Source organism: Halomonas sp., from assembly GCF_029263665.1.
Taxonomy (GTDB): Bacteria; Pseudomonadota; Gammaproteobacteria; order Pseudomonadales; family Halomonadaceae; genus Halomonas.
Genome location: NZ_JAJUFQ010000011.1, coordinates 1 through 20,463 on the forward strand (window position 1 = coordinate 1; position 20,463 = coordinate 20,463).

The 20,463-nt window shown below is 58.2% G+C and carries 18 protein-coding genes; 12 read left to right on the forward strand and 6 right to left on the reverse strand.

The features are described 5' to 3' along the window. Nucleotides 1-288 precede the first annotated feature (288 nt). Complete coding sequence (locus Q1K07_RS12225) at nucleotides 289-735, forward strand: DNA polymerase III subunit chi (protein WP_300311192.1); 447 nt, start codon at nucleotides 289-291, stop codon at nucleotides 733-735. Nucleotides 736-825: 90 nt separating this feature from the next. On the opposite strand, the gene Q1K07_RS12230 is transcribed toward Q1K07_RS12225, so the two are convergent. Beyond that, entirely contained in the window at nucleotides 826-1,800 is a 975-nt protein-coding gene (locus Q1K07_RS12230) for an MBL fold metallo-hydrolase (protein ID WP_300311194.1), read from the reverse strand. A 327-nt stretch (nucleotides 1,801-2,127) separates the two neighbouring features. Between Q1K07_RS12230 and Q1K07_RS12235 the strand changes: the two genes are divergently transcribed. Beyond that, a complete protein-coding gene (locus Q1K07_RS12235; protein WP_300311196.1) occupies nucleotides 2,128-3,108 on the forward strand; it encodes an alpha/beta hydrolase in 981 nt (326 codons plus the stop codon). A 246-nt stretch (nucleotides 3,109-3,354) separates the two neighbouring features. Then, complete coding sequence (locus tag Q1K07_RS12240) at nucleotides 3,355-6,201, forward strand: valine--tRNA ligase (RefSeq protein ID WP_300311198.1); 2,847 nt, start codon at nucleotides 3,355-3,357, stop codon at nucleotides 6,199-6,201. A 175-nt stretch (nucleotides 6,202-6,376) separates the two neighbouring features. Here the strand turns inward: Q1K07_RS12240 and Q1K07_RS12245 are convergent, their stop codons facing one another. After that, nucleotides 6,377-7,756 (reverse strand): PLP-dependent aminotransferase family protein, encoded by a 1,380-nt coding sequence (locus tag Q1K07_RS12245; RefSeq protein ID WP_300311200.1) that lies wholly within the window; start codon nucleotides 7,754-7,756, stop codon nucleotides 6,377-6,379. A 206-nt stretch (nucleotides 7,757-7,962) separates the two neighbouring features. On the opposite strand from Q1K07_RS12245, the gene Q1K07_RS12250 reads away from it, so the two are divergent. The 3 genes from Q1K07_RS12250 to Q1K07_RS12260 are packed head-to-tail and all read left to right on the forward strand — an operon-like array spanning nucleotide 7,963 to nucleotide 10,981. Beyond that, entirely contained in the window at nucleotides 7,963-8,292 is a 330-nt protein-coding gene (locus Q1K07_RS12250) for a hypothetical protein (RefSeq protein ID WP_300311202.1), read from the forward strand. Nucleotides 8,293-8,294: 2 nt separating this feature from the next. Beyond that, a complete protein-coding gene (locus tag Q1K07_RS12255) occupies nucleotides 8,295-9,653 on the forward strand; it encodes a tripartite tricarboxylate transporter permease (RefSeq protein ID WP_300311204.1) in 1,359 nt (452 codons plus the stop codon). Nucleotides 9,654-9,703: 50 nt separating this feature from the next. Next, nucleotides 9,704-10,981 (forward strand): hydroxymethylglutaryl-CoA reductase, degradative, encoded by a 1,278-nt coding sequence (locus Q1K07_RS12260; RefSeq protein ID WP_300311206.1) that lies wholly within the window; start codon nucleotides 9,704-9,706, stop codon nucleotides 10,979-10,981. 90 nt (nucleotides 10,982-11,071) lie between these two features. Here the strand turns inward: Q1K07_RS12260 and Q1K07_RS12265 are convergent, their stop codons facing one another. Both Q1K07_RS12265 and Q1K07_RS12270 read right to left on the reverse strand, forming a co-directional pair. Then, nucleotides 11,072-12,268 carry a serine hydrolase gene (locus tag Q1K07_RS12265; protein WP_300311208.1) on the reverse strand — a complete coding sequence of 399 codons (1,197 nt, stop codon included), beginning with the start codon at nucleotides 12,266-12,268 and terminating at the stop codon, nucleotides 11,072-11,074. Nucleotides 12,269-12,565: 297 nt separating this feature from the next. Further along, on the reverse strand, nucleotides 12,566-13,027 hold the full coding sequence (locus tag Q1K07_RS12270) for an META domain-containing protein (protein ID WP_300311210.1): 462 nt from the start codon (nucleotides 13,025-13,027) through the stop codon (nucleotides 12,566-12,568). A gap of 151 nt (nucleotides 13,028-13,178) precedes the next feature. Between Q1K07_RS12270 and Q1K07_RS12275 the strand changes: the two genes are divergently transcribed. The 4 genes from Q1K07_RS12275 to Q1K07_RS12290 all read left to right on the forward strand — a co-directional run bounded on the left by Q1K07_RS12275 (nucleotide 13,179) and on the right by Q1K07_RS12290 (nucleotide 16,978). Next, nucleotides 13,179-13,583, forward strand: coding sequence for a DoxX family protein (locus Q1K07_RS12275; protein WP_149286366.1), 405 nt, complete (start codon nucleotides 13,179-13,181; stop codon nucleotides 13,581-13,583). Nucleotides 13,584-13,846: 263 nt separating this feature from the next. Further along, complete coding sequence (locus Q1K07_RS12280) at nucleotides 13,847-15,313, forward strand: anion permease (protein ID WP_300311214.1); 1,467 nt, start codon at nucleotides 13,847-13,849, stop codon at nucleotides 15,311-15,313. A 113-nt stretch (nucleotides 15,314-15,426) separates the two neighbouring features. Continuing rightward, entirely contained in the window at nucleotides 15,427-15,870 is a 444-nt protein-coding gene (locus tag Q1K07_RS12285) for an NfeD family protein (RefSeq protein WP_300311216.1), read from the forward strand. 70 nt (nucleotides 15,871-15,940) lie between these two features. After that, nucleotides 15,941-16,978 (forward strand): stomatin-like protein, encoded by a 1,038-nt coding sequence (locus tag Q1K07_RS12290; RefSeq protein WP_300311383.1) that lies wholly within the window; start codon nucleotides 15,941-15,943, stop codon nucleotides 16,976-16,978. A 124-nt stretch (nucleotides 16,979-17,102) separates the two neighbouring features. Here Q1K07_RS12290 and gloA read toward each other — a convergent pair whose 3' ends face one another. Then, nucleotides 17,103-17,543, reverse strand: a complete 441-nt coding sequence (gene gloA, locus Q1K07_RS12295) for a lactoylglutathione lyase (RefSeq protein ID WP_300311218.1) — start codon at nucleotides 17,541-17,543, stop codon at nucleotides 17,103-17,105. Nucleotides 17,544-17,641: 98 nt separating this feature from the next. On the opposite strand from gloA, the gene Q1K07_RS12300 reads away from it, so the two are divergent. Both Q1K07_RS12300 and Q1K07_RS12305 read left to right on the forward strand, forming a co-directional pair. Then, on the forward strand, nucleotides 17,642-18,196 hold the full coding sequence (locus tag Q1K07_RS12300; protein WP_300311220.1) for a DNA-3-methyladenine glycosylase I: 555 nt from the start codon (nucleotides 17,642-17,644) through the stop codon (nucleotides 18,194-18,196). A 19-nt stretch (nucleotides 18,197-18,215) separates the two neighbouring features. Further along, on the forward strand, nucleotides 18,216-19,349 hold the full coding sequence (locus Q1K07_RS12305; RefSeq protein WP_300311222.1) for a metal-dependent hydrolase: 1,134 nt from the start codon (nucleotides 18,216-18,218) through the stop codon (nucleotides 19,347-19,349). A gap of 66 nt (nucleotides 19,350-19,415) precedes the next feature. On the opposite strand, the gene Q1K07_RS12310 is transcribed toward Q1K07_RS12305, so the two are convergent. Then, nucleotides 19,416-20,381 (reverse strand): helix-turn-helix domain-containing protein, encoded by a 966-nt coding sequence (locus Q1K07_RS12310; RefSeq protein WP_300311224.1) that lies wholly within the window; start codon nucleotides 20,379-20,381, stop codon nucleotides 19,416-19,418. Nucleotides 20,382-20,463 lie beyond the last annotated feature (82 nt).

Here is a 20,463-nt window from a genome sequence, read left to right on the forward strand (position 1 = left end):
GCGTTCTCCTTATTGCGCTCATTTAGACTGTCCAGCCGCCATGACGACCCCATGGCGGCTTAATGACGATCCTGTTTCCAAAGAGTAAGCCGTAAGCCTTTAGCCGTAAGCCGTAAGCCGTAAGCCGTAAGCCGTAAGCCGTAAGCAGTAAGCCGTAAGCCGTAAGCCGTAAGCCGTAAGCCGTAAGCCGTACGCCAGTGAGTCAAAACGCTTCACAGCACCGTGTAAAGATTCTTTCGCTTATAGCTTATAGCTCTTATTGATTTTCCCGCATCGTCAGGCCTTTCTGTGACAAAAGTCGATTTCTACATACTTCCCGACACCACTCTCGAGGCACGCCTGGCCTTTGCCTGCCGCCTGACCGAGACCATCGCGCGTAAGGGCTATCGGCTTTACCTGTTCGCCGAAGATGAAGTCATGGCGCGTGAACTGGATGACCGTTTGTGGGACTTCCGCCCGGATGCCTATGTGCCCCATGCACTGGAAGGCAGTGACGAAGCTCCGGGCGTGGCCGTCACTATCGGTTGGCAAGGTCCCCCGGCCAGTCTCGACCCTCCCCCTCAGGCCATGCTCAACCTGTCCCCGGAGATACCCGAGTGGTTCTCGCGTTTTGAACGGGTAGCAGAAATCATCAACCAGCATCAAGAAGTGCTCACCACCAAACGTGAATGCTGGAAGACCTACAAGCAACGCGGCTATCCCGTGACCCCACATCACTTGAATGGGCAGCGATAGGCATCGGATATCGCTGGGCCAAATGGCTCTGGCACAGCGATAACGCCGTATGGTTGAGCGTAGACACTTTTCAGACAGAGCCGAGGGAACCTAGATTTCCATCAAGTCCCGGCCCACGATCACCTCCCCCGAAAAGCCCTGCTGCGCCGCCTGGCGCCAGACGTCATCTTCGATAAAGGGATAGCCTCCCGGAACGAAGTGCGACAGCACCAGGGTCTTCACCCCAGCCTGCTCAGCAATGCTTCCCACCTGCGCTACCGACGTATGGCTTGCCTTCAAGTGTTCCATCAAGCGGTCGGCCTGGGGCTCGGTGCTGACGAGCTGCTCCAGGGACGGTACATGCATGACCTCGTGCACCAGCACATCGGCCCCCTTGGCAAGTTCGATCAGCGCCGGTGTGGGAGCTGTGTCACCCGAAATGACGATGCTTCGGTCTGGAGTGTCAAAACGGAAGGCAAACGATGGCGTTACTGGAGGGTGCTGGACCAGTGCACTGGTTACCTTGACACGTTCATCTTCCATCACCACCCCGGGTTCACTGTGCTCGTGGACGCGATACATTTCTGAAAACGGAGCACGCCCTTCATCCTCGACCCGGATGTCGATATCCACTCGGTTGAGACTGGTAAAGTCCTCCATCATCTGCTTGGCAGGCGGTGGCGCATAAATGTCTACCACATGGTTCAGAGGCCCGCTCCACGCAAGGAATATGGCATTGCCTAAATCTGCATTGTGATCCGAATGGTGATGGGTGAGAAAAACCGATTCCAGGCTATTCAGATCAATGCCCGCCTTGACCAGCTGCCTGGCCACGCCGTTACCGGCATCGATGAGATAGGTATGTCCGTCTACCACGATGGCCTGGCTCGGAGCCGCACGGTTGGCTTTTGGCGTCGGTCCTCCTGCCGTTCCCAGCAGTATCAGGCGCGAGCGTGAAGCAGAGGATGATGTAGCAGCCATCCCGGTTGTCGAAGCAATGGTTGTTGAAGCTGTTGCAGTTGTTCCCAAGGTAGCCAATGCAGCACTGGCCATCCCCCATTTGATCAGTGTTCTTCTCGTGAGCATGGGCAGATCCTGGCAGGTTGTCGTTTGAAACCATACGCAGGGAAATGCACTATGTTCAACTGGTTTGCTGGCTATCGTTGTACTGGAGACTTGCACCGATGACTGGTACCGATGACGATCCGTCACAAGACGCCATGCTGCATCATTCACCCGCTTGCATACAGTGACGTAGAAAGGCCGACGTCAAAGACCAACATGAAAGGTTGACGTGAAAAGGAGCTGCGCATGTACACCGCCCTACCCGACACACACTGTCGAAATCGTTCGAAATGGTCAGCCGCTGTCGGCTCTACCATCAGCGGTCTCACCCTGGCAGGAGCCGCCCTCATGGCCGGGAATGCTATCGCGAACACATCAAGTGATGATGCTCCTGTCTATGGCGGGGAACTGGAAAGTTTCGAGTACCCCTATCCGGTGCAGCGCTTCACCTTTCAGTCACAGCAGCAGAATCTGCAAATGGCTTATCTGGATGTCGCGCCCGAGCAGTCCAATGGCAGGACCATCGTGCTGATGCACGGCAAGAACTTCTGCGCCGCCACCTGGCAGGATTCCATCGAGCGCCTGACGGAAGCGGGATATCGCGTCATTGCCCCGGACCAGATCGGTTTCTGCAAGTCGTCCAAGCCACAGCAATACCAATTCAGCTTTCATCAGTTGGCGCAAAACACTCATCAGTTGCTGCAGCAGCTCGACATCGACAATGTCACCGTGATGGGCCATTCCATGGGCGGCATGCTGGCCAGCCGCTATGCACTGATGTACCCGGAACAGACCCAGCAACTGGTGCTCGTCAATCCTATCGGGCTCGAAGACTGGAAGGCGAAAGGCGTACCGTACCAAAGCATCGATGATGCTTTTGCTGCCGAAAAACAGAAAACAGCGGAGGCCATCCGCAGCTACCAGCAATCCACTTACTATGTGGGGGACTGGAAGCCCGCCTATGACCAGTGGGTCGACATGCTGGCCGGCATGTATGCCGGGAAGGATGGCGATATCGTTGCCTGGAACCAGGCACTGACATCCGACATGGTATTCACCCAGCCCGTCGTCCATGAGTTCGAGCAGATTCAGGTCCCGACCCTGCTGTTGATCGGCGAGAAAGATAATACGGCCATCGGCAAGGCGCAGGCCTCGCCAGAAGTGCAGGACACGCTGGGCCATTACGATGTGCTTGGCGAGCAAGCCGCCGAACGTATTCCTGACGCCACCCTGGTGGAGTGGCCGGAGCTGGGCCACTCACCGCATATCCAACAGCCGGATGAATTCCATGCCGCCTTGCTGGAAGGTCTCCAGTCGATAGAAGACTGAAGGCGCCATTGCCCACGGGCCTACGATCGCCGCTTGTCTTTGCTCCATGCCTACCTCCAGCCCGTGGGCAACCCGCTCGTAGCTCGAAGCTCGTAGCTCGTAGCTCGTAGCTCGGATCCACCATGACGCCGATGGTGCCTGCGAGGTATAATCGGCCCCATTTTTCTAGTTGCTGACCCAGACTCTCTCGCAGGGCATTTGCTGAGCACTGCGAGACTCGTACCTTACAGAGCACCGCGAGCATCCATGGACAAGACATACCAACCCGAGCAGATTGAATCACGCTGGTACCAGCGTTGGGAGAACGACCAGCGCTTCGCGCCGTCTGGCCAGGGCGAGCCATACGCCATCATGATCCCGCCGCCCAACGTCACCGGCAGTCTGCACATGGGACATGCTTTCCAGGACACCATCATGGATACCCTGACCCGCTGGCGGCGGATGCAGGGGCGCAACACCCTGTGGCAAGTGGGGACCGACCATGCCGGTATCGCCACTCAGATGCTGGTCGAGCGCAAGGTGGCCGCGGAGGAAGGCAAGAGCCGCCATGACCTGGGCCGCGATGCCTTCATCGACAAGGTATGGGAGTGGAAGAACGAGTCTGGCGGCCAGATCACCCGCCAGTTGCGTCGCATGGGCGCCAGCGTCGACTGGAGCCGTGAGCGCTTCACCATGGACGATGGCTTCTACAAGGCGGTGCAGGAAGTCTTCGTGCGCCTGTACGACGAAGGCCTGATCTACCGTGGCAAGCGCCTGGTCAACTGGGACCCGACGCTGAACACGGCGATCAGCGATCTGGAAGTGGAAAACCGCGACCAGCAGGGCCAGTTCTGGCACTTCCGCTATCCGCTAGCCAATGGCGTCAAGACTGATGCTGGCCTGGACTACCTGGTCGTCGCTACCACCCGCCCGGAAACCCTGCTCGGCGATAGCGCCGTGGCGGTGAACCCAGAAGACGAACGCTACGCCTCCCTGGTCGGCAAGTTCGTCGAGTTGCCGCTGGTCGGTCGTCGCATTCCCATCGTCGCCGATGAACACGCCGATATGGAGAAAGGCTCCGGTTGCGTGAAGATCACCCCGGCCCACGATTTCAACGACTATGAAGTCGGCAAGCGTGCTGGCCTGCCGCTGATCAACGTATTCACCAAGAACGCCCATATTCTTGAAGCCGCTGAAGCCTTCGACCTTCAGGGCCGCCCGCTGGCGGATATCGATACCCAACTGCCCAGTACCTATGCCGGCATGGATCGCTTCGCTGCGCGCAAGGCGGTCGTGGCCGACATGGAGGCTGCTGGCCTGCTGGAGAAGACCGAAACAGTCAACAACACCCTGCCCTACGGCGACCGCTCCGGCGATGTCATCGAGCCCTTGCTCACTGACCAATGGTTCGTGGCCGTGGAAACGCTGGCCAAACCGGCCATTGAAGCGGTGGAGAACGGCGATATCCAGTTCGTGCCGAAGAACTACGAGAACATGTACTTCTCCTGGATGCGCGATCTGCAGGACTGGTGCATCTCCCGCCAGTTGTGGTGGGGACACCGCATTCCGGCCTGGTACGATGCAGAAGGCAATGTCTACGTCGCCCGCACAGCAGAAGAAGCTCGTGCCAAGTACAGTCTTGCTGCCGATCTCGAACTGAGTCAGGACGAAGACGTCCTCGATACCTGGTTCAGCTCCGGCCTGTGGACCTTCGGCACTCTCGGTTGGCCCGAGCAGACACCGGAACTGGCCACTTTCCACCCGACCAGCGTGTTGGTTACCGGCTTCGATATCATTTTCTTCTGGGTCGCACGGATGATCATGCTGACCCTGAAGTTCACTGGCCAGGTGCCGTTCAAGCAGGTCTATGTGCATGGCCTGGTGCGCGATGGTCAGGGCCAGAAGATGTCCAAGTCCAAGGGTAATGTGCTCGACCCCATCGACCTGATCGATGGCATCGACCTGGAAGCCCTGGTCGAGAAGCGCACCGGCAACATGATGCAGCCGCAGAAGGCCAAGGCCATCGAGAAAGCGACACGCGGCGAGTTCCCGGAAGGCATCGAGGCCCACGGTACCGACGCCCTGCGCTATACCTTCCTGTCTCAGGCCACGACCGGACGTGACATCAAGTTCGACATGGGTCGCCTGGATGGCTACCGCAACTTCTGCAACAAGCTGTGGAATGCTTCCCGCTATGTGCTGATGAATGCCGAAGGTGAAGACTGCGGAGTCGATGGTGGCAAGGTCGAATTATCACTGGCTGATCGCTGGATCATCTCTCGTCTGCAGCAGACCGAAGTCCAGGTCACCAAGGCAATGGAAGAATTCCGCTTCGATCATGCCTCACAAGCACTCTACGACTTCATCTGGAACGAATACTGCGACTGGTACCTGGAACTCTCCAAGCCAGTGCTGTGGGACGACAGCGCCAGCGCTGAAGCCAAGCGCGGCACTCGTCGCACCCTGGTGCGCGTGCTGGAGGCCATTCTGCGCCTGGCCCACCCGATGATGCCTTACATCAGCGAAGAGATCTGGCAGCGCGTCGCGCCTCTGGCGGGCACGCTCAGCGCAGAAGGCGATTCGATCATGAACCAGCCTTGGCCGGTGGCGGATGAAAGCAAGATCGACGAGTCTGCCACCCGGGATATCGAGTGGCTCAAGGGCGTCATCATCGCGGTGCGCAACATCCGTGCCGAGATGAACATCGCCCCCGGCAAGCCGCTGGATGTCATGTTGACCAAAGGCGAAGCTGCCGACCAGCAGCGCCTGGAAGCCAATCGCCTGTTCCTGGCCAAGCTGGCCAAGCTGTCATCCATCAACTGGCTGGACAACCCAGCAGAAGCACCGCTGTCCGCGACGCAACTGGTCGGTGAGATGGAAGTGCTGGTACCGATGGCCGACCTGATCGACAAGGATGCCGAACTGGCTCGCCTGACCAAGGAAATCGACAAGCAGGACAAGCTGATCCAGGGCATCGAGAGAAAGTTGTCCAATGAAGGCTTTGTCGCCAAGGCCCCTGCAGCCGTTGTCGAGAAAGAGCGCAGCAAGCTGGCAGAGTTCCAGGCTGCTCGTCGCTTGCTGGTAGAGCAGCAGGAGAAAATCTCCGCGCTGTAAGCCTGCATGGCAATTCGTGGACGCTCTGCCGTCCTTCCCCATCAAGCCCCGTTTGGCTCATCGCCAACGGGGCTTGATGCTGAGTCAGTCAGGTATCCTGCTTCTCTGCGCGGGTCGTGCTTTCAAGTACGTGTTTTCAACAAGAACGGACTCCATAGGGTGCATTGCCACCGAATCAGCCTTGGTACTTCAGCTCTCGGGCCAGGAACTCCAACAAGCGGTGATCGGCAGCATGGGCGATGTTCACTCGCATGGCACGGTCACTACCCTCATCCTGGCCCAGAGAAAACAACGGGCCCGGTGCAATGAAGATACCGTACTGCGACGCGCGCTTGGCCAGACTCACTGCCTCCATGCCCAGGGGAAGCTTCGCCCACAGATAGAGCCCTCCGCCGGAACCTTGAATATCCGTCAGGCCGGTGGCGAACAGCTCCTTTACGGCGGTGGCCGTGGCCTTGCTGATGCGCTCGCGCAATTGCTTGAGATGGCGGCGATAACGTCCCCGCAGCATCAGGTCGTGGACCAGCATTTCGGTCAGGGCCGAGGAGTTGACCACGGTAAGCATCTTGATATCGGTGAGCACCTTGATCAGCGACTCGCTGCCGGCGATAAAGCCACAACGCAACCCCGTCGACATGGTCTTGGAAAATGAGCCGAGGTAGATCACTCGTTCCAGACCGTCCAACGCTGCCAGACGGGGCGTAGCACGAGGCAGGATGTCAGCGAAAATATCGTCCTCGACCAGTATGACCCCATGACGATTGGCGATATTGACCAGGCGATGCATGTTGTTAAGCGACATGCTCGTACCCGTCGGGTTATGGGCATTGGGCTGCAGAAAGAACAGCCGTGGACGGTGCTGGCGTATATGCTCCTCCAACTGGTCCAGATCCGGGCCATCATGACGCCGAGTTACCCCGACCAGTCTCGCCCGTGCCAGGCGCAATTTACCGAATAGAGGATAATATCCAGGAGACTCCACCAGCACGCTATCGCCAGGGGCAACGAAATGGCGGATGATCAGATCAAGCGCATGATTAGCGCCAAAGGTCATCAGCAATTGAGAGGCCGAGACATGTACCGAGCGTTCGACCAGTGTCTGGGCAATCAACTCGCGCAACGCCGGATAACCCTGAGGTTGGCCGTACTCGATCTCCACCTCATCGTTATGGACACCTCCACGCTGTCGCAAGCGACGCGCTAGCTCCAGCCCTGCCGTCCAGCTGCTGGGCACGCGGCCATCACCGGCGCGCACGCTGAAACGCCCCTCCAACTGCTCGCGCAACAGGCTGACCGTATCGACCGCCTCCGAGACGTATTCCGTCTTCTCCACCACCTTGAGTGACTTTGGCCGCGAAACGAAGAACCCGGAGCCTCGTTTGGCTTCGAGATAACCCATGGCCGTCAGTCGGTCATAGGCGTCGATGATGGTGTTCTTCGATACGCCGAACTGCCGCGCCGCTTCACGAATCGACGCCACTCTGGCCCCCGGCTGCAATCGACCTTCATCGATGGCCTTGAGGATGGAATCGGCGACCTTCCCTGCCCTGGACATCGAAAACGCTCCTCTCCCGCTCGACAACTGTACCCATTCACATACTGGAACAGTACCAGCCAACTGGACACAAACTGTACCTTTTTCTAGCGACCATAAGCGGTAATGCTGACCTCTTGACTGAGATACCACCGCTGGCAACTTGCGCGGCTGGTAGACAGGAGCCCCTTTCTCCTCAATAACGATAACAGAACCAGGTAATCATCATGCCAGACGCCACCTCCAGCAGATCGTACCTGCAGGTATGGGACGACACTGTCACTCTGCGTGACCTGCTGCTGTCCTTGATCATCACTACCACGCTATGCCTCGGCGGTTACATCCTCGCCCCTGAACGACCACCACTACCATTGATGCTCGGCCTTGGCGGCGCTCTGCTCGGCTTCGTCATATCGACCATTGCTTTCCGCCCCAAGCGCAGGATGGATGAAGAGCCATCGAGCGGGGTTGGGGAAGAGCCATCGAGCGGGGTGGGCACACAGACATCAAGCAGGATAGATACAACGTCACCCGGTGATGCCATCAAGGAGGTCTGACCATGGATCCCGCTCTCATCCTGCAGATGATCATTGCGGCGATCATCGCCGCTGTCGTCTACACCGCTATCGGCGTCGCCCCCGGTACCGACGAGACTGCCGTGCTGGCCCCGGTTACTCTGGCATTGATCGTGGCCGGGATTCCGCTACCGGTGGTGCTGGCCTTCTTCATGGCAGCCATCGTGGCCAAGAAGCTCACCGACTCGATCCCGGTCGCTGTCGCCGGCATTCCTGGCGGGGTCATGTCGGCGCCCATGGTCGAACATGCCATGATCCTCAAGCGTGAGGGCCAGGCTACATTGTCGATTCGCAAGATGGCATCCGGATCAGTGATCGGTACCCTCGTGGCCCTGCCGATCAGCCTGTTGCTGGCGGCCCTGCTCACACCGCTTGCCGATGTCGTCGGCCAGTACGCCAGCCAGATCTTCTTTGCCGGCGCTATCTTCCTGGCACTGATGAGCAAGGCCCGCTTGATCAGCCTGATCAGCATTCTATTGCTGGCGGTATTGATCCAGGCATTGCGTCATTTTTACTGGGGCATGGGCATCATTTCCGAAGACAAGGTGGTGTTCATCTCGTTCTTCCTCGGCATCACCATCGGTCCGATGATGCTCAACCTGCTGCAACTGACCGTCGGCAGTGAGCGCGACAAACTCAAGAGCAGCGAGCCGAAGACCATCACTCTGCAACGTCAGGACAAGACCGAAAGCCAACGCTGGCCCAATCCGTTCAAGGTGCTGACACCTCAGGAATCCGCTTCAGCAGCGGTCAGTTCCACCATTGGTTCCGCGACCTTCTTCATGAGCCCGGTCGGTATCACCATCTTTCTTGGTGAGGTCATGTCGAGCCTGGCCAAGGGCAAAGTCGCCAAGGCATGCCGCGCCATTTCGTCCATGGATGCAGTGACCAACGCTTCCTACATTGCCGGCACACTGATCCCACTGGCCGCTCTCGGCATTCCAATGAGCCCGATGGCCATCGGGCCAGGTAATGCCTTCTTCAATGCACCACCTGTGCTGACGCTGGAAAACAATGCCCACCACTTGATGAGCTTCAGCGATATCACCATCGCCAGCATCATTGGTGCCGCTGTTGCTCTGTTGCTGACCTATCCCATCGCCGTGCGTTATGCCCGCGCTATTTGTGCCTTCGTGTTCCGCCACATCCCGCACGAAGCGTTCATAGGCACCTTCTTCGCCCTGGTCATGCTGCTGGCCTATATGGATGCCGGGGTAGCGGGAATCCTCGGTGTACTGGTGCTGGCCCTGGTGTCAGGCGTGCTCAATCGTTGGGGGGTCAACTATGGCGTGCAATTCATGACCCTTTACGCCGCCCCCTGGCTGATGGGTCTGATTGCCTGATAGCACATTCTGCTCGATCTCCTTTTACCCCTGGCTACGGAAATCCTTTCATGACCGCAACATCTTCACGTATCCCCGGCTTCTATCGCTTGAACCTCGGAGAGCGCTTCGAACAGGTCAATCAGCGTGTGTCACTCCCCGAAGAGGCGCGCCAGCACTTCGCCAACACCGGCAACCTGAGTGCCCAGATCGCCGATTCCTTGGTCGAGAACGTCATCGGCACTTTCAACCTGCCTCTCGGCATCGCCACCAACATGATGATCGATGACGAGGAACGCCTGATCCCGATGGTCACCGAGGAATCCTCGGTGATTGCTGCGGTCTGCAATGCTGCACGCCAGTGCCGTAGTAGCGGAGGTTTCATCACCAGCTACTCAGCGCCGGTGATGATTGCGCAGATACAGCTCACCCAGGTGTCCAATCCAGCATTCGCGCGTCTACGGATTCTCGAGTCCATCGAGCAGATCCGTCAGATCTGCGATGCCACCGACCCAGTACTGCTCAAGCATGGCGGAGGGCTGCAGGATGTCGAGGTGCGCCAGGTCGATGACATGCTGGTAGTGCATCTGTTGGTTGATGTTCGCGACGCCATGGGGGCCAATGCGGTCAACTCGATGGCCGAAGCGGTGGCACCATCGCTCGCCGAGTGGAGCGGCGGCAAGGCTGGCCTGCGTATCCTCTCCAACCTGGCGGATCGCCGTGTGGCCCGTGCCCGTGCCATCTGGCGATTGGATGACATTGCCGTCGAGGGACTCAGCGGCGAGAACGTGCGCGACGGCATGCTGTCAGCCTATCGCTTCGCCGCCCTCGACCCCTACCGTGCCGCCACACACAACAAGGGCATCATGAATGGCGTAAGTGCCATCGTCCTGGCCACCGGCAACGATACCCGCGCCGTAGAGGCCGGAGCCCACGCCTATGCCGCTCGGCATGGCAGCTACAGCTCTCTGAGCCACTGGGAATGCGATGCAGATGGCAATCTATGCGGCAGCCTGGAGTTACCCATGCCGGTAGGCCTGATCGGCGGCGCCACACGCCTCCACCCTACAGCCCAATACAGCCTGAACATTCTTGGCGTTTCCAGTGCAGAACAACTGGCTCGCACCATCGCTGCAGTAGGATTGGCACAAAATTTTGCCGCCATGAAGGCGCTGGCCACTACCGGCATCCAGAAAGGCCATATGGCCCTGCATGCCAAGAACATTGCCGTGATGGCGGGTGCTCAAGGCGAAGAGATAAACGCCATCGCCAGCGCACTGGTCAAAGGGGGCAAGGTACGCATGGATATCGCTGAGCAGCTCCTTGGTGAACTGCGCAAGAATGCCTGACAAAGCTGAGCGGACACAGCGACCTCATCACATACGAACTGCCCCGCCAGAGCGGGGCAGTTTCATGAGCAAACAGTGCTGAGTCCGGGTTTATTGCTCGTCCAGATATGTCACCACCGAATCGAAGAACACCATGGGATCGATGACTTCCTTGCCAGTCGGCTTGGGTTCTGCGGCATTCTGGGCAATCACGATATTGTGGGCCGGGTTGACATAAACATATTGCCCCTGGATACCCACGGCAGAATAGGCATGGTCCTCTTCCGAGGGTTTGGTCCAGCCCGTCCACCACATGTAGCCGTAGTCGAGGGTTTCCCCGCCCACCAGTTGGGTCGGTCGAGTCGCTTCTTCGATCCAGCCTTCCGGCAACACGCTTTGTCCATCGACCACGCCACCCTCCAGCATGAATTGGCCGAAGCGCGCATAGTCACGCAGTGTCGCGCTGATACCACTGCCACCAATTTCCACGCCATCCGGCGATTCCAGCCACCAGGTGGCGTCGCTTTCCATGCCATAGGGCTGCCACAGTTTTTCCGACAGGTATTCGGCAAGCGGCCGCTTGATGGCGCCATGAATCACTTCGGCCAGGATCTGTGTTTCACCTGTGCTGTAATTATTGACGGTACCCGGGTCGGCAGCACGCGGCAGTTTCGACATGACCTCCATGGCACCACCTGGCTGCTGGGCAATCTGGGCGCGTAGTAGATCGCGCCGGTCCGAGTTCACATCGGTATAGGTCTCGTTCCAGGCGACCCCTGATGACATCATCAGAATGTTGCGCAGGCTCACGCCATCGTACGCACTGCCTTTCAACGCCGGGACATAATCCACCACCTGCGCATCAAGACCATTGATCAGGCCATCCTTGATCGCCATGCCGGCCAGGGTCGAGGAGATCGACTTGGCAACAGACATCGACATCCAGCGTGTATCGGGACCATTACCGCGCTGATAGGTCTCGTAGACGACTTCGCCATCCTTGAGCACCACAAGCCCGGTGACATTATTCAGCGCCAGATAGTCATAGATGTCGTACTGCTGGTCGTCGACAGTGAAAGCCAGATTTTCAAGCGCGACGGGAGCTTCCACCAATGGTCGAGGATCATCCCCCGCTTCAATGATTCGCGAAGGGAACAGGCGATCGATATTGCGATAGGTATTGACCGCCATATCCGGCGTGAGATGCCCACTGTAGACCGCTTCGACATCACCGATAGGCTCTTCGGCATGCCGATATTCATTGGCCATTGCTGCGGAAGACACAGCGATGCCGAGTGGCAAAGCCATGGCCCATGTCCAATGCCATGGCCGGCGATGTCTGCTTCCCATCTGGGTAGTGGAGTGTCCGCGCTGCCTGCATGTCCTTGTCGATTGACAGAGCATGTCACTTCTCCTTGTTGTGTCAGCACCTTGTTGTGTTGTTGGTTGCTTCATTACGGGCGTAAAGAATATTCACCGCCCAACACAAGCTAGTTGAAGAGCCGATACGCGGCAAGCAGGACGGTGGTATATCGCCACCATCCTGCTCTATCACTCATGGGTCAGGATGAAATACCGCCAACACTACGGTTCAATCACCACGGCTCAATGTGCCAACCGAAAGCCACCAAGCACCAAGGAGTTCGGGCCGAAGAAGACAATGCGATCGTGATCGATCAGGTAACGATATGCCTGGCCGAAAATATTCTGCACTCGGGTGGCGTCCGCCATCTGCGGACAGGCTTTTCGCGTGGAAGCCAGTTCACTGAATTCAATGCGCTGATTGTCGGCAAAGCTGACAGTACCCGTGAGGTTATTGCAGCCATCGCTGCCACTGACACTCCCGTCCGCTGCCACTTTGAAATAAGGTGTCGACGGCATCGAGACACGCTCATCGGTACCTATCAACAGCAGATTCCAGCGTTTTCCGGCAATAGTTTCCGGAACACCTGCATCATGGTCTGCCTTCCCATCGCTCCCGGAAGATGAAGGTTGACTGGAACAGGCAGCCAACAATAGCGTGATCACTGCCAACGCAGCTAGCTGGCGAACTCGTATCAGGGTCATGCTATCTTCCTTAATCACTGAAAGAGAAAATAGTTACTGAAAGAAAAAATGATTCAGCCAGCCGCTAGTGTGCCGCAGCCTAACCACCAGGGAAATGGTACAGCGGCGATTTCACACAGCAATTTCATGACTTCGGTATAAGGACGCTACCATGCTGAACGCTCTCAACAACGATGCCTTGGGCAAACTGATCCTGCGCCTGGCGCTGGGTATCTTGATCCTGTTGCATGGAATCTCGAAGCTGGTCAATCCCGACAGCCTTTCCTGGATCAGCGATACACTTGCCTCCCTTGGCCTGCCCACCGTATTGGCTTATGGCGTACTCCTTGGCGAGGTCATTGCTCCATTGATGGCGATCGTCGGTTGGCATACACGTATCGCCGGCCTGTTGATTGCCGGCAATATGTTGGTGGCCATCTACCTGGTGCACATGAACCAACTGTTCAGTCTGACCGACAGTGGCGGCTGGGCGCTGGAGCTGCAAGGCATGTTCTTGTTTGGAGCCCTGGCCATGATGTTCATGGGCAGCGGACGCATGGCGATCAAGCCGGATTGATCCACCAGGGGCATGGCCACATGCCCCGCCCCCTATCCACTTCCTGCATCTCCCCAGACAGTCATCATGGCTGTCCGGGCAGGATGGTGCGAGGTCTGCCCCCTGCTCGCCATACCCCGCGTCTCTTGATCCACACCGGTTCAGGTGTTGATGGGAATCAGGCCCCCAGCACACTCGTTATGGGTTAATTAACGAGAGCTGTTTTCTAGTGTCCCCCGGCCCGACGAAAGCCGTGGACAAACATCCTTCCTGCCTGGAGGATCATGATGCGTCCCTTCGCCCCCCTCCCCACCGCCATCGCCCTGATCATAGGGCTGGCCATCTGGTTCGTGATTCCCGTCCCTGACGGCGTTGCCCCCGAGGCCTGGCAGCTACTGGCCATCTTTGTCGCCACTATTGCGGCGATCATCGGCAAGGCTATGAGCATCGGTGCCCTGGCCATGATCGGGATCACGCTGGTTGCCATCACCGGCGTCACCAATCCCGATAGCCCCAAGGGTGCGGTACTGGATGCTCTTTCCGGCTTCTCCAATCCACTGATCTGGCTGATCGGCCTGGCCATGATGATCTCCCGAGGCCTGGCCAAGACCGGGCTGGGCAACCGCATCGGCTATGCCTTCATCTCCATCTTCGGCAAACGAACCCTTGGCATCGGCTATGCCCTGACACTCGCCGAACTGACCATTGCACCGATCACGCCCAGCAATACCGCGCGTGGTGGTGCCATTATCCACCCCATCATGCGCTCGATTGCCGATAGTTTCGGTTCCTCGCCGGAGCAGGGAACCAGCAACAGAATCGGCCGCTATCTGGCGCTGGTGAACTACCACGCCAACCCGATCAGCTCCGCCATGTTCATCACCGCCACCGCTCCCAACCCTTTGATCGTTGACCTGATCAGCAAGGCCACCGGCGGCAGTTTCAGCATCACCTGGACCCAGTGGGCGGTGGCCGCGCTGGTGCCTGGCCTCGTTGCCCTGCTGGTGATGCCCCTGGCGCTCTACTTCCTGTATCCACCGGAGCTGAAGCGCACACCGGATGCCACCCAGTTCGCTCGGGACAAGCTCGGCGAAATGGGTCCCCTGTCGGGGCAGGAATGGATCATGATCGGCGTTTTTGCCATGCTGCTGCTGCTGTGGGCCGGTGTTCCCGCCATGCTGTTCGGCCCTGCCCTCGCGGTGAACGCAACCACCGTGGCCCTGCTCGGCCTTTCTACCTTGCTGATCAGTGGCGTCCTCACCTGGGACGATGTACTCAAGGAAAAGTCCGCCTGGGATACCATCGTATGGTTCTCGGCCCTGGTGATGATGGCTTCCTTCCTCGGTAAGCTAGGGTTGATCGGCTGGTTCTCTGGCGTCATCCAGCAAGGTATCGCCAGCTTCGACATGGGCTGGTTTGCCATGGCCCTGGCACTGGTGGGGATCTTCTTCTATACCCATTACTTCTTCGCCAGTGTCACCGCTCATGTCACCGCGATGTTTGGCGCCTTCCTGGCTGCAGGTATCGCCCTGGACATTCCGACCCCCTACCTCGCCCTGATGATGGCCGGGGCTTCCTCACTGATGATGTCGCTGACCCACTATGCGACCGGCACTGCTCCCATCATCTTTGGCTCTGGCTATATCGAAATGGGCACCTGGTGGAAGGCTGGATTCATCATGAGCCTGATCAACCTCGCCATCTGGATCACCGTCGGCAGCCTGTGGTGGAAAGTGCTCGGCTACTGGTGAACCCTAGCGTAGTCACACGATTGTATGGGTCCCCTTGCAGGGGACCCCACTGCAGAGCAGAATCGGGAAGGTGACAGGATGTCACCTTCCCGATTCTGCCTTGTGAGGCGACGATGGACCTGCTCAACCCTGCTCTCTTGTGGTTACTGCTTGCACTCGCCATTCTCGTGGTCGAGCTGCTGACCGGTTCCTATGTACTGCTTGCCATTTCCCTGGCCGCTGGCCTGACCGCTGCCACTGCCTGGCTGGGGCTTGCTCTGACTGGCCAGTTGATCGTCATGGCCCTTGGCTGCGGTATCTTTGTGCCACTTGCCGTAAAGCGGCTCAGGAAGCGCCAGAACACATCCACTTTTGGCGTCGCAGGAACCGGCAGCAACACCGGCCAACGCTTCGTAGTGACACAACGCGATTACGATGGCGCTGCCTGCATCAAACTCGATGGAGACTTCTATCGGGTTGTTCTCGAAACCAGCGAAGAACCTGAGTTAGCACCAGGTGACCCCGTTGTGCTGGTGCGTTTCGATGGCACCCAGGCCATCGTCAAGCGCAGCAATTGATTGCCATAAAAAAACCTATCCTTAAAGCCACACCATTCCCCCCCAACGCAAGGGAACTGCCATCATGTACCTGCTTTCCGACCTCAGTCCGGGACTCGTCATTTCTTTCATCATCGCTCTGATTGCACTCATCGTGGTGTTCAAGGGCCTGCTTATCGTGCAGGAATCAGAAGTCATTGTGATAGAGCGCCTCGGGGCCTATAACCGCACACTGCAGCGCGGCGTCAACTTCATCATTCCATTCCTCGACAAGCCGCGCCCGATCAAGATGGTGCGCTACCAGCGTCACGGTGCGGAATTCATTCCTTTGATGACCCATGAAGCTCGCATCGATCTACGCGAGTCGGTAATGGACTTCCCCTCCCAGCCGGTCGTCACTACCGACAACGTGACCGTACGTATCGATGGCGCCATCTATTTCCAGATTGTCGATCCCGCCAATGCGGTCTACAAGATCGAGAACATGAGCCAGGCCGTGGAGGTTCTCGCCAAGACCACGCTGCGTTCCGTCGTCGGTCAGATGGAACTCGACAAGATCTTCGAGTCCCGCGCCGAGGTCAACGCACAGATCAAGGAGCAGATGGAGGAGCCCGCTTCCAAGTGGGGCGTGGCGATCAATCGCATCGAGGTTCAGGACATCGAGATGCCCGAAGAGGTCAAGGAGGCCATGCATCTGCAGATGTCGGCCGAACGGCGGCGCAGGGCTACGGTCACCGAAGCTGAAGGTAACAAGGCGGCCGCCATTGCCCAGGCTCAGGGCCAGAAGGAATCCGCGATTCTCAATGCCCAGGGCGACAAGGAGGCGGCGATCCTGAGGGCCCAGGGCGAAAGCCGTTCCATTGAGCTGGTACTGGGCTCGATGGGCGAAGGCGAACAGAACTCACGCACCGTTATCGGCTACCTGCTTGGCCAATCCTATATTTCCATGCTGCCGGACATGGCCAAGAACGGCGAACGCATCTTCGTTCCTTATGAGAGCTCTGCCCTCCTGGGCGCCATGGGTGCGTTTCGGGATCTCAATGTCGACGACTCCGAGATCAGCAATATTGCTCGGCGCGCGGCCGCCGCAGGAGGTATTACCGGCGCGGCCAGCGGTGCATCCAGCTGACCTAGAAACGATTCCGGGTAGCCTGATGGCTACCCGGAATGCATCGCGCTATTCACCATGTCGCGCCATGGCAACGAATGGCCATGATGGTCAATAGCGATGATCCAGAGCTGTCAGCAAGCGCTTACCAGCTACCGGTATTCTCCATCGACGCCCAAGGCTCCTGAGACGGCAATGGCTCGCCTTTCTGCAGCAACTCGACAGAGATGCCGTCCGGACTGCGTACGAAGGCCATGTGGCCATCACGCGGTGGGCGGTTGATGGTCACGCCGTTATCCTGGAGTTTCTGGCACAGGGCATAGATATCGTCGACCCGATAGGCCAGGTGACCGAAGTTGCGCCCCCCCTGGTATTCTTCGGGATCCCAGTTGTAGGTCAGCTCCAGTTCTGGCGCCTGAAGCTCGGCCGAGCGCGACTCATCTTCCGGTGCTGCGAGGAACACCAGGGTAAAGCGTCCTTTCTCATTGTCTTTGCGCCTGACTTCCTTGAGCCCTAGAAGGTCGCAGTAAAAGCGCAGCGAAGCGTCGAGGTCGCTGACACGAACCATGGTGTGCAAGAATTGCATCTTTACTCTCCTGCTGTTGAATGGCCTTATTAAATGGCCCTGTTGAATCGCCGCCTGGATAATGGGTATATCAGAGACAGGTATCAAGGACACGATACATGAGTGACTACTGTGACACCGCACCAGGCCACCCGTTTCATGGCCCTTATCACGACAACGAGTATGGCTTTCCCATTCATGATGAATCAGTGCTGTTCGAACGCCTGGTACTGGAAATCAACCAGGCAGGTCTGTCCTGGCTGACCGTGTTGAAGAAGCGTGCAGCTTTCCGTACCGCCTTCCGTGACTTCAATGTGGATAGCGTTGCCGCCTTCAATGATCGTGACCGCCAGCGGCTGCTGGGTGACGCAGGCATCATTCGCAATCGGCTCAAGATCGATGCGGTGATCCACAATGCACAGGTCATTCGCAACCTGCGTGAAAGCCATGGTGGCTTCCAGGCCTGGCTTGACGTGCACCACCCGCTCACTCATGCGGAGTGGGTCAAGCTGTTCAAGCGTACATTCCGTTTCACCGGCCCGGAAATCGTCAAGGAATTCCTGATGAGTGCCGGGTATCTGCCTGGCGCCCATCGTGACGACTGTCCGGTACAGGCCAGGATACTGGCAACCACTCCCCCCTGGGCACAGACGGATACCCCCAGGTCCGAGTGATCCATAAAGGACCCGCATCATGGATTCGGTGACCCAGGCGGCCCTAGGTGCCGCCATTGGTGGCGCAGTGATGGGCCGGCGTCTCGGACGCAAATCACTGTTGGTGGGTGCCGCCCTGGGTACCCTGCCGGACCTGGATGTCGTCATTGACTACGGTGACGCCGTGGCCAATGTCACGTATCACCGCGGCTTCAGCCATTCCGTCTTTCTGTTGACGGCACTGGCGACACTGCTGGCCTGGCTGGCCCGACGTTTCGCCCCACCAAGAGATATCCGCTTCGCCCACTGGTGGCTCATGTTCTGGCTATGCCTGGTCACCCATCCACTGCTGGATGCATTGACCACCTACGGCACCCAGATCTGGTGGCCACTGCCAGTAGACCACCCCACTGCCTGGCCGCAGTTGTTCATCATCGACCCACTGTTCACCTTGCCGATGCTGGTCGCCATCATGATCGCGCTGTGGCCCGGGGCCTCGCGGCGAGTGACCCGCGCAAGCCAGTGGGGATTGCTGGTATCCGTGCTATATCTGCTCGCATCGTTCGGTGCAAAGCAATGGGTGGAGCTGAAGGTCTCTCCGGCCTTGGCTCAGGCGGGGATGGAGGAAGCCCCTCGCCTGGTACAGCCTGCACCGTTCAATATTCTGCTCTGGCGGGTCACCGCCGTGGATGGTGACCGCCAGGCCGAAAGCCTGGTCGGCCTGCTTGATGGCCATTCAGCCCCCATGGTCGAAGTCTTTTCCCGCGGCGCAGCTCTGGAAACCGATGCTCTCGCTTTGCCCAGCGGGCAGCGATTGAGCTGGTTTGCCGGCCCCTTTCTGCGCTACGAGACATGGGAAGAAGATGACCGGACCTGGCTGGTAGCGACGGATCTCCGCCTCGGATTTCCTGGCTTTCACCATTTTCGCTTTGTCCTTGCCGAGCGCCAGGGCGACGCCTGGGTCGCGGTGGACTCCCGCCTACTGAATGTTCCTGATCAGACACAGCCGCGGGAGCAACCCCTTGGTCAGCTATGGCAACGCGCCCTGTCGCCCAGTCCTCCGTTATGCCTGGGACTGCTTGAAGCCCCTCGCTGGCTCCTTGCATCTCCCGCGCCCTGTGCCAAGGACGCGCATATGGACACGGCAGTGGAGATGGCCAACGATCGCTCTTGATGTAACCGCTCTTGATATAACGGTTCTGGCATCAAAAGTACCTGTACTTGCCCCGGCTGACCTTGCTCATCGCATGCTGCTCCGGCATCGAGCAAGCGTATCAGACGGGGATTCACCGAACAGCTGACGATAGTCTTGGGCAAACTGACCCAAGTGGTAGAACCCCCAGTCGCTGGCCACTTCCGTCACTGTTGTATGCCCATCGGCCGCAGCCAACCTGCGACGCACCCGATTGAGTCGCGTCATGCGCAGAAAGCGACTGGGACTGATGCCCAGAATACTGGTGAAACTGTATTGCAAGGTGCGTTGGCTGACATTGGCAATCTTGCATAGCTCCATGAGCGTCACCGGAGGCGCCTGACAGACCTGCAAATGCTCGCGAATGCAGTCCACCACCTGGCGCCGATGTTGATAGCTGGGGGTAACCTGAGTATTCGGTCGTTCCTCATGCACGATTTCCAGCAATGCCAGTAACAGGATTTCCTGATGAACGGCTACGGAAAGATGCTCCCGAGGCCTGGCCAGCAAGTGCTCGATCAGGAAAGTCACCGCCTTGCGTGTATGCTGGGACAGTACCAGGCGGGATAGGACTTCCGGAGAGGCATGCAGCATATCCAGCACCTCGGCTCCGGCAAGTCCGCTCAGCAAGCGCTTGTCGATGACCAGCCCATAGATGGCGAATTCATCCGGTGTGACCAGTTCGAAGTCATGCGCGCCGGGCTGGCACATCACCTCATCATCCCCCACGGGACAGCCATCGATACGACACCCCTGTCGATAGGCAGGGATACCCAGCCACATGGAGTTCGGCCACACGTTGCACTGCTGCCACACCGCATGGCTCGTGTATTCCTTGAACACCTGCATGCCGCCTAACTGGATCTCGTCAATGCGTCCATAAAAGGCACCACCACTGAACTGATCATATTCCTGGGACCAGTCCGTCAGGTTATGGGCATGCTCATCGGCATCCCACGATTCCCACACGCACCGTTTTGGTGCATTTTGCACTGGCTCGTTGTTCAACAACATGCATCGTCACTCCTCCTTCCTGCCAGCTTACTCATACAGAAAGGCAACTGTTTGTTTTTATATGGAAATCCAGCTTTGCCGG

Bases quoted from the DNA above. Each gene is read 5' to 3' on its own strand.
- Q1K07_RS12230 (WP_300311194.1), bottom strand. From the start codon at position 1,800: ATGCTCACGAGAAGAACACTGATCAAATGGGGGATGGCCAGTGCTGCA.
- Q1K07_RS12235 (WP_300311196.1), top strand. From the start codon at position 2,128: ATGGCCGGGAATGCTATCGCGAACACATCAAGTGATGATGCTCCTGTC.
- Q1K07_RS12240 (WP_300311198.1), top strand. From the start codon at position 3,355: ATGGACAAGACATACCAACCCGAGCAGATTGAATCACGCTGGTACCAG.
- Q1K07_RS12245 (WP_300311200.1), bottom strand. From the start codon at position 7,756: ATGTCCAGGGCAGGGAAGGTCGCCGATTCCATCCTCAAGGCCATCGAT.
- Q1K07_RS12250 (WP_300311202.1), top strand. From the start codon at position 7,963: ATGCCAGACGCCACCTCCAGCAGATCGTACCTGCAGGTATGGGACGAC.
- Q1K07_RS12255 (WP_300311204.1), top strand. From the start codon at position 8,295: ATGGATCCCGCTCTCATCCTGCAGATGATCATTGCGGCGATCATCGCC.
- Q1K07_RS12260 (WP_300311206.1), top strand. From the start codon at position 9,704: ATGACCGCAACATCTTCACGTATCCCCGGCTTCTATCGCTTGAACCTC.
- Q1K07_RS12265 (WP_300311208.1), bottom strand. From the start codon at position 12,268: ATGGCTTTGCCACTCGGCATCGCTGTGTCTTCCGCAGCAATGGCCAAT.
- Q1K07_RS12270 (WP_300311210.1), bottom strand. From the start codon at position 13,027: ATGACCCTGATACGAGTTCGCCAGCTAGCTGCGTTGGCAGTGATCACG.
- Q1K07_RS12275 (WP_149286366.1), top strand. From the start codon at position 13,179: ATGCTGAACGCTCTCAACAACGATGCCTTGGGCAAACTGATCCTGCGC.
- Q1K07_RS12280 (WP_300311214.1), top strand. From the start codon at position 13,847: ATGATGCGTCCCTTCGCCCCCCTCCCCACCGCCATCGCCCTGATCATA.
- Q1K07_RS12285 (WP_300311216.1), top strand. From the start codon at position 15,427: ATGGACCTGCTCAACCCTGCTCTCTTGTGGTTACTGCTTGCACTCGCC.
- gloA (WP_300311218.1), bottom strand. From the start codon at position 17,543: ATGCAATTCTTGCACACCATGGTTCGTGTCAGCGACCTCGACGCTTCG.
- Q1K07_RS12300 (WP_300311220.1), top strand. From the start codon at position 17,642: ATGAGTGACTACTGTGACACCGCACCAGGCCACCCGTTTCATGGCCCT.
- Q1K07_RS12305 (WP_300311222.1), top strand. From the start codon at position 18,216: ATGGATTCGGTGACCCAGGCGGCCCTAGGTGCCGCCATTGGTGGCGCA.
- Q1K07_RS12310 (WP_300311224.1), bottom strand. From the start codon at position 20,381: ATGTTGTTGAACAACGAGCCAGTGCAAAATGCACCAAAACGGTGCGTG.